13 protein-coding genes are annotated in these 12,376 nt (G+C 67.5%); 7 read left to right on the top strand and 6 right to left on the bottom strand.

Annotated features, from left to right (window positions below):
• Positions 1-2: 2 nt before the first annotated feature.
• The gene (locus tag ACP7AI_RS07725; RefSeq protein ID WP_426165790.1) at positions 3-1,232 is read right to left on the bottom strand and encodes an NAD(P)/FAD-dependent oxidoreductase; all 1,230 of its coding nucleotides are present in this window, start codon (positions 1,230-1,232) and stop codon (positions 3-5) included.
• A 117-nt stretch (positions 1,233-1,349) separates the two neighbouring features.
• On the opposite strand from ACP7AI_RS07725, the gene ACP7AI_RS07720 reads away from it, so the two are divergent.
• The 4 genes from ACP7AI_RS07720 to nadC all read left to right on the top strand — a co-directional run bounded on the left by ACP7AI_RS07720 (position 1,350) and on the right by nadC (position 4,734).
• Positions 1,350-2,222 carry an MBL fold metallo-hydrolase gene (locus ACP7AI_RS07720; protein WP_426165788.1) on the top strand — a complete coding sequence of 291 codons (873 nt, stop codon included), beginning with the start codon at positions 1,350-1,352 and terminating at the stop codon, positions 2,220-2,222.
• On the top strand, positions 2,219-2,842 hold the full coding sequence (locus ACP7AI_RS07715; RefSeq protein ID WP_426165786.1) for a DUF4230 domain-containing protein: 624 nt from the start codon (positions 2,219-2,221) through the stop codon (positions 2,840-2,842). Before ACP7AI_RS07720 ends, ACP7AI_RS07715 begins: the two co-directional genes overlap by 4 nt.
• Positions 2,843-2,909: 67 nt before the next feature.
• Entirely contained in the window at positions 2,910-3,911 is a 1,002-nt protein-coding gene (gene nadA, locus ACP7AI_RS07710; protein ID WP_426165784.1) for a quinolinate synthase NadA, read from the top strand.
• Between the two features lie 46 nt (positions 3,912-3,957).
• A complete protein-coding gene (gene nadC, locus ACP7AI_RS07705) occupies positions 3,958-4,734 on the top strand; it encodes a carboxylating nicotinate-nucleotide diphosphorylase (protein WP_426166582.1) in 777 nt (258 codons plus the stop codon).
• Here nadC and ACP7AI_RS07700 read toward each other — a convergent pair.
• The 4 genes from ACP7AI_RS07700 to purL all read right to left on the bottom strand — a co-directional run bounded on the left by ACP7AI_RS07700 (position 4,688) and on the right by purL (position 9,116).
• The gene (locus ACP7AI_RS07700; protein WP_426165782.1) at positions 4,688-5,443 is read right to left on the bottom strand and encodes a hypothetical protein; all 756 of its coding nucleotides are present in this window, start codon (positions 5,441-5,443) and stop codon (positions 4,688-4,690) included. The two genes, nadC and ACP7AI_RS07700, sit on opposite strands and share 47 nt — an antisense overlap.
• Positions 5,444-5,580: 137 nt before the next feature.
• On the bottom strand, positions 5,581-6,255 hold the full coding sequence (locus ACP7AI_RS07695) for a hypothetical protein (protein WP_426165780.1): 675 nt from the start codon (positions 6,253-6,255) through the stop codon (positions 5,581-5,583).
• Between the two features lie 44 nt (positions 6,256-6,299).
• Complete coding sequence (locus ACP7AI_RS07690; protein WP_426165778.1) at positions 6,300-6,719, bottom strand: DUF4112 domain-containing protein; 420 nt, start codon at positions 6,717-6,719, stop codon at positions 6,300-6,302.
• 195 nt (positions 6,720-6,914) lie between these two features.
• A complete protein-coding gene (gene purL / locus ACP7AI_RS07685) occupies positions 6,915-9,116 on the bottom strand; it encodes a phosphoribosylformylglycinamidine synthase subunit PurL (protein WP_426165776.1) in 2,202 nt (733 codons plus the stop codon).
• Positions 9,117-9,222: 106 nt separating this feature from the next.
• Between purL and ACP7AI_RS07680 the strand changes: the two genes are divergently transcribed.
• The gene (locus ACP7AI_RS07680; protein ID WP_426165774.1) at positions 9,223-9,576 is read left to right on the top strand and encodes a SnoaL-like domain-containing protein; all 354 of its coding nucleotides are present in this window, start codon (positions 9,223-9,225) and stop codon (positions 9,574-9,576) included.
• A 59-nt stretch (positions 9,577-9,635) separates the two neighbouring features.
• Here ACP7AI_RS07680 and ACP7AI_RS07675 read toward each other — a convergent pair whose 3' ends face one another.
• Positions 9,636-10,484, bottom strand: coding sequence for a C13 family peptidase (locus tag ACP7AI_RS07675; protein ID WP_426165772.1), 849 nt, complete (start codon positions 10,482-10,484; stop codon positions 9,636-9,638).
• Positions 10,485-10,617: 133 nt separating this feature from the next.
• Between ACP7AI_RS07675 and ACP7AI_RS07670 the strand changes: the two genes are divergently transcribed.
• Together ACP7AI_RS07670 and ACP7AI_RS07665 are read left to right on the top strand one after the other, a co-directional pair.
• On the top strand, positions 10,618-11,949 hold the full coding sequence (locus ACP7AI_RS07670) for an NAD(P)/FAD-dependent oxidoreductase (RefSeq protein ID WP_426165770.1): 1,332 nt from the start codon (positions 10,618-10,620) through the stop codon (positions 11,947-11,949).
• Positions 11,949-12,350: a GFA family protein gene (locus ACP7AI_RS07665; protein ID WP_426165768.1), complete on the top strand. Its 402-nt coding sequence runs from the start codon at positions 11,949-11,951 to the stop codon at positions 12,348-12,350. The genes ACP7AI_RS07670 and ACP7AI_RS07665 overlap by 1 nt, the downstream gene beginning before the upstream one ends.
• The last annotated feature ends 26 nt before the right edge of the window (positions 12,351-12,376 follow it).

The raw sequence follows: 12,376 nt of genomic DNA, 5'->3' as shown, positions 1-12,376 counted from the left end.
GGTCAGGCGGGGTGCCAGGTCTTCAACGGCACGGCGGTATCGGCGAGCGCCACCGGGCCAACCGCGACGCCCTTTTCGACCAGCACCTTGCCCTGGACGTAATCCTTGACCGCATTGACGCAATCGAGCGCGATGACCTTGCCGTTGCGCAGATAAACGACGCTGAAGCTGCGCGCCCCAGGGTCGCCGCGCAGCACGGTCGCGTCATGGCCGATCGACAGCCCCATCGTCTGCAGCCGCAGGTCGTACTGGTTCGACCAGAACCACGGCACCGCGTGATAGGGTTTCGGCGCGCCGGTCAGCAATTTTGCCACCACCGCCGCCATGTCGTGGGCATTCTGTACCGATTCGAGACGGATATGCGCGCCGCCGGAAAAAGCATTGTCGTGCGCGGCGCAGTCGCCGATGGCAAAGACATGGGGCAGGGACGTGCGGCAATGGTCGTCGACATCGACGCCGTTGCTGCCCGCGGCACCGGCGTCGGTCAGCGGCGCCACCGCCGGCACGATGCCGATGCCGACGACGACCATGTCGGCATCGATGCTGCCGCCGTCGGCCAGCCGCACCCCGGCGGCGCGGCCGTCCTTGCCGATGATGCCGGTCACCATGACGCCGGTGCGGATCTCGACGCCATGGGCGTGGTGCTCGGCCTCGTAGAACGCCGACAGCGCCGGCCCCGCCACCCGCGCCAGCACGCGATCGAGCGCTTCGAGCACCACCACCTGCTTGCCGAGCTTGGCCAGCACCGCCGCCGCCTCCAGCCCGATATAGCCGCCGCCGACGATCGCCACCCGGCGCGTCGTCGCCAGCTCGGTCTTCAACAGGTCGACATCGGCGCGGGTGCGGATGGCGTGGATGCCGGCCAGGTCATGGCCCTCGCAGGTCAGCCGCCGCGGCGCGCCGCCCGCGGCCCAGACCAGGTCACCATAGCCCAGCGCCTCGCGATCGTCGGTGTTGACCAGCCGCGCGTCGGGATCGATGCTGATCACCCGCTGCCCGGTCAGCATCGTCACGTTGCGCTCGGCCCAGAACGCCGCCGGGCGGATCAGCATCCGCTCGAAATCCTTGTCGCCCGAGAGATATTCCTTCGACAGGGGCGGGCGTTCATAGGGCAACTCGGGTTCGTCGCCGATCATCGCCATGCTGCCGGCAAAGCCGAGTTGCCGCAGCTGCACCGCGGCCTGGGCGCCGCCATGGCCGGCGCCGACGATGACGATGTCGAAATGCTGCATGGCGATCGCCCCGATTGGTTGCCGCCGGGGCTAAACCAGATGCCTTGGGCGGGCAACCGCGGGCTTTTGCGAGGCTGCAGGCTTTAAATTGCCGGCGGGGCCTGCCACATGTCGGCCATGGACCTGTCAGCCCACCCCGATGCTGCCGCCTGGGGCCGGCTGGTTCCGCGGTCGCCGCTGGTGCGCCGGCTGCTGGCGCACAACCCGTCGCCGTTCACCTATACCGGCACGGGGACGTTCGTCGTCGGCACCGGAACCGTAGCGGTAATCGATCCCGGCCCGGCCGATCCCGACCATGTCGGCGCGCTGATCGCCAGCCTGGCCAGCGAAACGGTCAGCCATATCGTCATCACCCACACGCACATGGACCATAGCCCGGCCGCCCCCGCGCTGCAGGCGGCGACGGGTGCGAAAATCATCGGCTGCGCGCCGCTGGTCCTATCCGACGACGGCCCGCGCGCCGATGCCGGCTTCGACCCGAGCTATGCCCCCGATGCGATCATGGCGGATGGCGACAGCATCTCGGGGCCGGGCTGGACGCTGACCGCGCTGGCCACGCCGGGGCATACCTCCAATCACCTGTGCTTCGCATTGCCCGAGGAAAAGGCGCTGTTCACCGGCGACCATGTCATGGGCTGGAGCACCACCGTCGTCGCGCCGCCAGACGGCGACATGGCGGCATACATGGCGTCGCTGAAGAAACTCATCGACCGTGACGACGTCATCTACCATCCGACCCACGGCGAGCCGGTCACCGATCCGCAGCGTTTCGTGCGCGGCCTCATCACCCACCGGAAGCAGCGCGAGACGCAGATATTGAAGCTGCTCGCCGACGGCCCGCAGACCATCCCCGCCATGGTCGCGGTGATGTACGCCATGGTCGACAAGCGGCTGCACCCCGCCGCCGGCCGCTCGGTGCTCGCCCATCTCATCGACCTGCGCAATCGCGCCGTCGTCGCCGCCACCGCCGATCGTTGGCAGCTGGCATGAGGCGGCTCGGCTGGCTGGTCGTCGCGCTTGTCGCCGGGCTGCTGCTCGGCGCTGCTGCGGTCGTGCTGACGGGCAATAGCCTCGCCCGCTGGCTGGGCCGCGGCCCCGATCCCGAAACCATCGCCGAGGCGTCGCTGAAATCGGTCAAGCGCCAGGCGACGCTGACCGTGCTGACGGCGCGGTTTTCGGCGGTCATCACGTCGGAACAGACGCGATTGGCCGGACTGTTCTCGGCGAAAAAGACACTGATCGTGCCCGGCAACGTCCGCTATGAAATCGACTGGAACCGCGTCGGCCCCGGCGACCTCACCTGGAATGCGGCGACCCAGACGCTGGCGATCACCGTCCCCGCGCCGCGCGTCGCCGGGCCGGAAATCGATCTCGGCGCCATGCGCGAGTACAAGGACGGCGCCGTGCTGTTCGCGCTGACCGATGCCGAAAACGCCCTCGACAGCGCCAATCGTGCCCGCGTCGCCGGCGCGCTGCTTGCGGAGGCGCGCGCCCCGGCCCTGACCGAACTCGCCCGCGACGCCGCGACCAAGGCAGTGCAACGCACTTTCGTACTGCCGCTGAACGCCGCCGGCTTCGATACGGCCAAGGTCACGGTCAGCTTCCGCTGAGCCGGCAGGTGACGCGCCGGTTTCGGCCCCCTATATCCCGATCACGACGCTGTTGCAGGAATACCCGATGGACGCACGCTTGAACCCGCTTGGTGGTGCCGGAGGGCTGACCGGCCTCGACCTGAAAGCCGAGATCAACCGGCTGCGCATCGAGAAAAACGCCGTCATCCTCGCGCATTACTACCAGGACCCGGCGCTGCAGGACATCGCCGATTTCGTCGGCGACAGCCTCGATCTCAGCCGCAAGGCCGCGGAAACCAATGCCGACGTCATCGCCTTTTGCGGCGTCAAGTTCATGGCCGAGGTCGCCAAGATCCTGAGCCCGCAAAAGACCGTCGTGCTGCCCGATCTCAAGGCCGGCTGCAGCCTCGAGGACTCATGCCCGCCCGAGGAGTTCGCGCGTTTCCGCCGTGCCCACCCCGATCACATCAGCCTGACCTACATCAACTGCTCGGCGGCGGTGAAGGCGGAGAGCGACATCATCGTCACCTCGTCCTCGGCCGAAAAGATCATCAACCAGCTGCCGCGCGACCAGAAAATCCTGTTCGCCCCCGACAAGCACCTCGGCGCCTGGCTCAACCGCAAGACCGGCCGCGACATGCTGCTGTGGGACGGCACCTGCATCGTCCACGAACGCTTTTCGGTGACGGAACTGCTGAAGCTGAAGGCGCAGCACCCCGCCGCCCCGGTGCTTGCCCATCCCGAATGCCCGGCGGCGATCCTCGACCTGGCGCATTACATTGGCGCCACCAGCGGCATCCTGAATTACGCGCTGAACAGCTCCGAACCGGTCGTCATCGTCGCCACCGAGCCCAATATCATCCACCAGATGCAGCTGAAGGCGCCGCACAAGACCTTCATCGGCGCGCCCGGCGCCGACGGCAATTGCGGCTGCAACATGTGCCCGTTCATGGCCATGAACACGATGGAAAAGCTGTACATCGCGCTGCGCGACCTGCAGCCGCAGATCGAAGTGCCCGAGGATGTGCGCGTCAAGGCCAAGGTTTCGCTCGACCGCATGCTCCAGATGGCGGGGTCGGTGACGCCGGTGCGGGTGACGGGTGATTGACGGTTTCGACACTGCCGCCTTCGTCGCCGCGACGCTGGCCGAGGACATGGGCGCGGGCGGCGATCGAACCTCCGCCGCCGTCATCCCGGCCGATGCGATACTGACCGCGGTAATGGACAGCCGTGACCCGGTGACGGTCGCCGGGCTGCCGCTCGCCGCCGCCTTCTTCCGCGCGCTCGATCAGGATTGCACGATCGAGACGCTGGTGACGGAGGGCGAGGCCGTGCCCGCCGGCACCGACCTGATGCGCATCCGCGGCAATGCCCGCGCACTGCTGACGGCCGAACGCTCGGCGCTCAACACCGTGCAGCACCTGACCGGCATCGCGACGATGACCCGCACCTATGTCGATGCCATCGCCGGCACCGGCGCCATCCTGCTCGACACGCGCAAGACCTTGCCGGGGCTTCGCGTGCTCGAAAAATACGCCACCCGCATGGGCGGCGCGACCAACCACCGGATGCGCCTCGACGATGGCGTGATGATCAAGGACAACCACATCGCCGTCGCCGGCGGCGTCGAAGCGGCGGTGCGCGCCGCCAAGGCCGCAGGCTTGCGCGACGTGGTTGTGGAGGTCGACACGCTCGACCAGATCCCGCCGGCGCTTGCCGCCGGGGCCGATCGGCTGCTGCTCGACAATATGGGGCCGGCCATGCTGCGCGAGGCCATTGCGCGGGTCGCCGGCCGCGTGCCCACCGAGGCGTCGGGCGGCGTCAACCTGTCGACCATCCGCGCCATCGCCGAAACCGGCATCACCTATATCAGCGTCGGCCGCATCACCCAGAGCGCGCCGGCAGCGGATATCGGTCTGGATTTTGCCTGACGGCGGTGCGCCGGTGCGTCTGCATCAGCCCAAAGGCATAGGCGCAGGCGCAGGCCATGGCGACCAGTTCGCCACCATCCTCCAGAAAGCCGATCGCCCCGGCAAGCGGCGTGCGCGACAGGATCATGTGGATCATGTCGGACACCACCGCCGACGTCACCAGCGCGACGAAGCAGAACAGCAGGACATTGCCGTGGCGCCATACGGCCAACGGGCTCTTCCAATGGTAGAAGGCGACGGCCGGCAGCAGCACGGCAGCGGCCGCCCAGCTCGCCGGTATCCTGGGGCGCAACCCGGGCGCGGCCGGCAGGTTCAGGCCGGCCACGAGCATCCGTCCGACGGTTTCATGGTATTTGAGTGAATCGTCCAGGACGATGAACAGGAACAACAGGCCCCAGGCAAGGTACAGCGGCCGACGCGATGCCAGGCTCGTCGCAATCAGGAACGCGGCAGCCAGTACCGTCTGGAAATAGTTCAGGACTTCAAGGGCGCCGCCGTCGCGCTCGATCGACAGCCATGGCGGAAATTCGATGATCTGCAGTCCCGCAGCCCGTCGGGCCAGAAAATAGCCGCCGAGTGCCAGTGCGTTGGCGGTGAACACTGCGGTGGCGAAGCGACGACTGACGGGATCGCCTGCGACCGTCCGGCGAAGCAATGTCGGATATTGCCGCAGCTCGGCGCCGATGGCACCCACCCGACTGGAATCCATGAAGCACCTCGAACGCCCGCGTTCTGCCCCCCGAGGCACAAAGATGACAAAGGATGACAGGCTGGCAATTGCAGAATGACGGCATGTTGCCGCCCGACCATCGGAGCGCGGGCCGGTCAGTAACCAGGGTCTTCGAACTAGTTCAGCGTGAACGGTTCATTGTCGCTGCGGCGCGACAGGTGCGTACGTTGCACACCGAGCGCTGCCGTTTCCGCCGTCATCAGCGTGTCACGCAGCCGCTCGGCCCGGGCGCCGACCTTCTCGACTGTCGTGACCGCGTCGTCGAGCAGCGCCCGCGCCTCCGCTGAGGTCGCAAGATCGAGCTTGCTCAGCGCCTCGTCGACATGTTCCGGAATCCGCTTGCGGATGAGGATGGCGAGTTCCGCGGCTTCGCTGTGCAGCGGCGCCCGGTCGGCGAGCTGCAGGAACCGATCGCAACTGGCCCGCGCCACGGCCACCCGGCTCCGCGCCCAATCGGCGTGGCCGGCGAGCGCGTTCCAGGCATCGGCGAGTGCGGGGTCGGTGGTGCGCGGCGCCGCTTCGGCGACGCGCCGGCGGGGCGCGGGAGCCGCGGCAGGCTCCGCCCGGCGCTGCCAGGGCGGCAGCGGCCGCTTGCGGCGCCGGGTCATCAGCCAGGCGAGCGTGGCCAGGCCGGCGACGATGGCGAAGGTCGAACTGCTGCCGCCGAACATCAGGGCAAACAGCACCGCAAGTACCGCAATCAGCACGGCAAAGCCGATCAATTGCAGCATCGCCGCCATCACGACGGCGAAGATCAGCATGGCGACCACGGCGAAGACGACGAAAAACATCCTGTGCCCTCAAAAGCCTGTGCCGCCCACCCGCGGCGTGGGGGTCAACGCGCGTCGATGACCGATGTGCCGGGGTGATGCTTGTCGAGATGCCGCTTGATCAGCCGCAGGTTCTTTGAATTCGACCGGAACAGGAAGTCGAAGACGTCGCCGACCAGCGGCACCGCGCCGACGGCGGTATCGAAGCCGACATTCGCCAGCATGCGCGCCACGGTCCGTTTCGGCATGCCGAGGTTGCGCGCTTCCCAGACCAGGTACAGGCCCACGATCCCCGCGAGCGCGTCGCCGGCGATCGGCAGCACGCCCATGATGGCGTCGAGTCCGACCGGACGGTTGATGCCGGGGATGACAAAGGCGCGTTCGAGAACCCGCTCCAGCATCTCGACCCGCAAGCGCGCGGCGGCGGGATCGGAACCGATCAGTCGGCGGGCGGCGTCACGATCAAAGGCGTATGTGGCGGCCATCGGGCAGGGCGTACTCCGGCGGCAGGATGCCGCCGGGATGATGTGGCCCGGGTTGGGGGGATTTCAAGATTGCGGGTGTTTGGTGGTGTCATCCCGGCGAGGGGCAGGACCCATGAATCAGCAGTTCACCCGGGCGAGTTCTGCCCGTGGCGAAGATCGTGGTTCATGGGTCTGGGCCCGCGCCGGGATGACGCGCTAAAGTTCGCCTTTCAGCAGCGCTGGCAGCGCGCCTTCGTAAGCAGTGCGGAGGTCATCGAGCGGCACCACGGCGGCGCCCAGATGCAAGCTCGATCCGCCGGTCACGCCAATCCGGCGCAGCCGATCCAGCTGAGCGCCATCGAGTGTCTCCTGACGATTTGCCCAACCTTCCAGTGCAGCCGGATCAGCAACGGTAACGACATATCGGCCTTGGTCTTCGCCGAACCACCATCCTTCGGGGATGAAGTCGTGGCGGGCGGAGACCGCTGCACCGATGCCCGATACGAGCGCCATTTCGGCCAGCGCCACGGCCAAGCCGCCATCGGCAATATCGTGAACCGCCGTCGCAATGCCCTCGTCGATCAGCTGCTTGACTACCCAGCCACTCCAAAGCTCAGCGTTGAGATCGACAGGCGGCGGCGGTCCTTCCTCGCGGCCGAGACATTCCCGCAACCAAATCGACTGCCCGAGCTCTCCTGAGCCGGCACCGACGACGAAAATGCTTTCGCCCTCGGCTTTGAACCCCAAAGTCATTTGCCGATTATAATCGGCAATCACTCCGACCCCGCCGATCGCCGGCGTCGGCAGTATGCCCACGCCATTGGTTTCATTGTACAAACTCACATTCCCCGACACGACCGGGAAATCCAGCGCGCGGCAGGCCTCGGCCATGCCCTCGATGCAGCCGACGAACTGCCCCATGATCTCGGGCCGTGTCGGTGCGCCGAAATTCATGCAGTCGGTGATCGCCAGCGGCTTCGCCCCCACCGCGATCAGGTTTCGCCACGCCTCCGCCACCGCCTGCTTGCCGCCCTCCACCGGGTCGGCGAAGCAATAGCGCGGCGTGCAATCGGTGGTGATCGCCAGCGCCTTTTTGGTGCCATGCACGCGCACCACCGCGGCGTCGCCGCCCGGCCGCTGCACCGTGTCGGCGCCGACCATGTGGTCATATTGTTCCCAGATCCAGCGCTTCGACGCGAGGTCGGGGCAGGCCATCAGCGTCAGCAGGTCGGCGCCGATATCGGCGCTTTCCGGCACGTCCACCAGCGCCGCGCGCTTCGGCGTCGGCACCCAGGGGCGATCATATTTCGGCGCGGCATCGGCGAGCGGCGCCAGCGGGATGTCGCCGACCTTTTCGCCATGGAACATCAGCGTCAGGTTGCCGCCTTCGACGACTTCGCCGATCACCGCGAAATCCAGCTCCCATTTGCGGAAGATCTTTTCCGCAAAACCCTCGCGGCCGGGCTTCAGGACCATGAGCATCCGCTCCTGGCTCTCCGACAGCATCATCTCGTACGGTGTCATGCGCTCCTCGCGCACCGGCACCTTGTCGAGGTCGAGCCGTAGCCCGACGCCGCCCTTCGACGCCATCTCGACGCTCGACGAGGTGAGGCCGGCGGCGCCCATGTCCTGGATGGCGACGATGGCATCCGACGCCATCAGCTCGAGGCACGCCTCGATCAGCAATTTCTCGGTGAACGGGTCGCCGACCTGCACCGTCGGCCGCTTGTCCTCGCTCGCGTCGTCGAATTCGGCGCTGGCCATGGTGGCGCCATGGATGCCGTCGCGCCCGGTCTTCGACCCGACATAGACGACAGGATTGCCGATGCCGGCGGCGGCGCTGTAGAAAATCTTGTCCTGCCTGGCGATGCCGACCGTCATCGCGTTGACGATGATGTTGCCGTTGTACGCCCTGTGGAAATTGGTCTCGCCGCCGACGGTCGGCACGCCGACGCAATTGCCATAGCCGCCGATCCCGGCGACGACGCCCTTGATCAGGTGCTTCATCTTGGGCGCGTCGATCTCCCCGAACCGCAGCGCGTTCATGTTGGCGACCGGCCGCGCGCCCATGGTGAACACGTCGCGCAGGATGCCCCCGACCCCGGTCGCGGCGCCCTGGTAGGGCTCGATGAAGCTCGGGTGGTTGTGACTTTCCATCTTGAAGATGGCGGCGTCGCCGTCGCCGATATCGATGACGCCGGCGTTCTCGCCGGGGCCGCAGATGACCCAGGGCGCCTTGGTCGGCAGCTTGGCGAGGTGCAGCCGCGACGACTTGTAGGAGCAATGTTCCGACCACATCACCGAAAAGATGCCGAGTTCGAGCATGTTGGGCACCCGCCCCATCGACGCGACGACGCGGTCGTACTCGTGGGGGGTAAAGCCGTGCTCGGCGACGATCTGCGGTGTGATCTCGGTCATCCGCGGGCGATAGCGAAGCCGGGCGTGCAAGTCGAATCTCGTCGGCCTTGGCATATGGTCGAAAATGTGTTCCTATTATGTTCCGAATCGCGCAAGGAACCGGATGATGGATACCAAGGCAATCGCCGCCGACGTCGTCGCCATGGCCAAGGCGGGCAATCTGGACGGCATCGGCGAGAAATACTGGTCCGACGACATCGTCAGCATGGAGGCTATGGACGGTCCGATGGCGCGGCTGCAAGGCCATGCGGCGGTGCATGAAAAGGGCGTCTGGTGGAACGGTGCGCACGAGGTTCACAGCGTCGAAACCCGCGGACCCTGGGTCAACGGCGACCAGTTCGCCATCCACTGGGCCATGGACGTGACGCAAAAGGAAAGCGGCCAGCGCATCCAGATGGAGGAGATCGCCCTCTACACGGTGCGCGACGGCAGGATCGTCGAGGAAAAGTTCCTGATGTGACCGCTGGCCCCCACGTCAGCCCATGGTCCGTCGAAACGCTGGCGGCGCCGGAGGGCTGGCTAGCCCGGCGCGCCGTTCCATGAATCCTGCATCGCGGCGCCGACCCGCGCCTCGGGCAGCGACGGCGTGATCCTGATCGCGCGCTCTTCCGCCGCAATCCGCGCCTTGGCCGCCGCAAAACCCGTCGCGAGCGAGACGCCCGGCCGCCCGAGTTCGCCGATCAGCGCCTCGCCGAACAGCGTCAGGTCGCGGGAATCATCGCAGCCGAACGAGGTGCGGTCCGCCGCCGCCGCGGCGACCACGATCGTCGTCGGGCTGGCCAGCGCCGGTATCCAGCTGGCGCCATAACAGGCCGACACGATGACGATGCGGCGGCGGAAGCCGGCGGCGTCCAGCGCCCGCGCCAGGTCCACCGCGGTCATCGGCGCGAATTCGATATAGGGCGCGTCCATTGCGATGCTGCCGTCGGGGCCGCCGTGCGAGGTCAGGTAGACGACCAGAGTGTCCCCCGGCCGCGCGCGCCGGCCGAGTGCCGCCGCCGCCAGCGCCATCGTCCGCCGCGAGGCGAGCAGCCCCGACACCACCTGTTCCGGCGTGTTGCTCAGCACCAGCGCCGGGCCGCCGCCGCGTGCCGCCAGCACCTTTGCCGCCCGCCGCGCCTCGCGATCGAACAGCGCCAGATAGCCCTGGCCGCCGATGGCCAGCACCGGCATTTCAGCGCCGACGGCATGAGCGGGCAACGCGGCCACCGCGGCGGTGATGCGCGCCTGCTGGTCGATCAGCGCATCCTCGATCGCCAGCGGCTCGAACCGCTTGATCATCGCCGCTTCGGCACGCTCGGCGGCGGTCGGCTGCCGCGCCGGACGCGCCGATCCGGGCAGCGCCAGCAAAAGGGCAAGGACGGTCATTGTCAGGGCGCGGCGCATGCCTGCGGTTCTGCCCCACCAGCCCGTTGCTGTCATCATCGCTGCACCGCGGCATTTCCGCTTTGAGAAACGCCCCCGACCTCGCTACTTAGAGAGCGGACGAGCAGGGGGCCCGATGCCGCGCACAAGACCAGACGGCAAGAAGACCCAGATCGTCGTCGTCGGCGGCGGCGCCGGCGGGCTGGAGCTCGTCGCCAAGCTCGGCGGCCATCTGTCGCGCGAGGATTTCGACATCATCCTCGTCGATCGCAATTCGACGCACATCTGGAAACCGCTGCTGCACGAGGTCGCTGCGGGGTCGCTCGACGCCAATCTCGATGAAGTCGGCTATCGCGGCCACGCCTATCGCTGGGGCTATCGCTATTTCGACGGCGCGCTCGAAACGATCGATCGCGAGGCGCAGCAGATCGTCGTCGCGCCGATCAGGGACGAGGACGGCAGCGAGGTCATCGGGCGCCACCGCATCCGCTACGACTATCTCGTCATGGCGGTGGGCTCGGTGTCCAATGATTTCGGCACGCCGGGCGTGCGTGAACATTGCCTGTCGCTCGACACCCGCGCCGATGCCGATCGCTTCCGCCGGCGCCTGCTCAACCAGTGCCTGCGCGTGTCGCGGACGATGACCCAGGACCCGACCGCCGATGCCTATGCCCGGGTCGCCATCGTCGGCGGCGGCGCCACCGGGGTGGAACTGGCCGCGGAACTCTATTCGGCGGCGACGGCGCTGGGCTTCTACGGCCTCGAGGTCTTCGATGAAAAGCGCCTGCAGGTGACGCTGATCGAGGCCGGGCCGCGCATCCTGCCGGCGCTGCCCGAAAAGCTTGCCGGCGCGGCCACCGAAGAACTGGAAGCCCTCGGCGTCCGCGTGCTGACCGGCACCCAGGTCACGTCGGCGACGGCGGAAGCCATCATCACCAGGGACGGCGAGACGATCCCCGCCGACCTGAAGGTCTGGGCCGCCGGGGTGAAGGGCGCCGACTTCCTGAAGGCCATCGGCGGTCTCGAAACCACTCGCAACAACCAGCTCGTCGTCGGTGCAACGCTGCAGACGACGCTCGACGATCGTATCTTCGCCATCGGCGACTGCGCCTATTATGTGCCGGAAGGGGAGGGCAAGCCGATCCCGCCGCGCGCCCAGGCCGCCCACCAGATGGCGACGACCGCCTATCACAACATCCGCGCGCTGATCGACGGCAAGCCGCTTCGCCATTTCGTCTACCAGGACAAGGGCTCGCTGGTCAGCCTCGCCCGCTACACGACGGTCGGCAGCCTGATGGGCAATCTCGTCGGGGGCCGCATGGCCATCGAGGGCCGGCTGGCGCGGCTGGTCTACACCTCGCTCTACCGCATGCACCTGATCGCCATCCACGGCTGGCTGAAGGGCCTGTCGCTGCTGCTCGTCGGCCATGTCAACCAGGTCGTCCGGCCGAAACTGAAGCTGCACTGATGCTCACCGGCAGCTGTCACTGCGGCGGCGCCGGCTGGACCCTCGAGGGCGATCCCGGCTCGATCACCGCCTGCAACTGCACGCTGTGCCGCCAATATGGCGCGCTCTGGGCCTATGACCATGAAGGCGGGCGCATCGTGCTGACCGGCGCCAGTTCGCGCTACACCCGCATCGGCAAGTCCGACCCGAGCCTCGAAATCCGCTTCTGCCCGGTCTGTGCCGCCGTCATCGCCTGGCGCGGGCTGCGGCTGGAGCCCGATGGCCGGCGCCGCATCGCCGTCAACGTCCGGCTGGCCCCGCCCGAAGCGGTCGCCGATCTCGCCATCGACCGCTTCGATGGCCTCGACAGTTTCGAGGACCTGCCCGCCGATGGCCGCTGCGTCCGCGACCTGTGGTTCTAGCGGGACTCGGCACGGGCGATTAAGGT

The organism is Sandarakinorhabdus sp. DWP1-3-1 (assembly GCF_049896705.1).
Classification (GTDB): Bacteria; Pseudomonadota; Alphaproteobacteria; order Sphingomonadales; family Sphingomonadaceae; genus Sandarakinorhabdus.
Note: the sequence above shows the minus strand (reverse complement) of the source record. Positions and strands in the feature narration are given on the sequence as shown.

Coding starts and splice junctions, on each gene's coding strand:
- ACP7AI_RS07725 (WP_426165790.1), bottom strand. CDS start 1,232: ATGCAGCATTTCGACATCGTCATCGTCGGCGCCGGCCATGGCGGCGCC.
- ACP7AI_RS07720 (WP_426165788.1), top strand. CDS start 1,350: ATGGACCTGTCAGCCCACCCCGATGCTGCCGCCTGGGGCCGGCTGGTT.
- ACP7AI_RS07715 (WP_426165786.1), top strand. CDS start 2,219: ATGAGGCGGCTCGGCTGGCTGGTCGTCGCGCTTGTCGCCGGGCTGCTG.
- nadA (WP_426165784.1), top strand. CDS start 2,910: ATGGACGCACGCTTGAACCCGCTTGGTGGTGCCGGAGGGCTGACCGGC.
- nadC (WP_426166582.1), top strand. CDS start 3,958: ATGGGCGCGGGCGGCGATCGAACCTCCGCCGCCGTCATCCCGGCCGAT.
- ACP7AI_RS07700 (WP_426165782.1), bottom strand. CDS start 5,443: ATGGATTCCAGTCGGGTGGGTGCCATCGGCGCCGAGCTGCGGCAATAT.
- ACP7AI_RS07695 (WP_426165780.1), bottom strand. CDS start 6,255: ATGTTTTTCGTCGTCTTCGCCGTGGTCGCCATGCTGATCTTCGCCGTC.
- ACP7AI_RS07690 (WP_426165778.1), bottom strand. CDS start 6,719: ATGGCCGCCACATACGCCTTTGATCGTGACGCCGCCCGCCGACTGATC.
- purL (WP_426165776.1), bottom strand. CDS start 9,116: ATGACCGAGATCACACCGCAGATCGTCGCCGAGCACGGCTTTACCCCC.
- ACP7AI_RS07680 (WP_426165774.1), top strand. CDS start 9,223: ATGGATACCAAGGCAATCGCCGCCGACGTCGTCGCCATGGCCAAGGCG.
- ACP7AI_RS07675 (WP_426165772.1), bottom strand. CDS start 10,484: ATGACCGTCCTTGCCCTTTTGCTGGCGCTGCCCGGATCGGCGCGTCCG.
- ACP7AI_RS07670 (WP_426165770.1), top strand. CDS start 10,618: ATGCCGCGCACAAGACCAGACGGCAAGAAGACCCAGATCGTCGTCGTC.
- ACP7AI_RS07665 (WP_426165768.1), top strand. CDS start 11,949: ATGCTCACCGGCAGCTGTCACTGCGGCGGCGCCGGCTGGACCCTCGAG.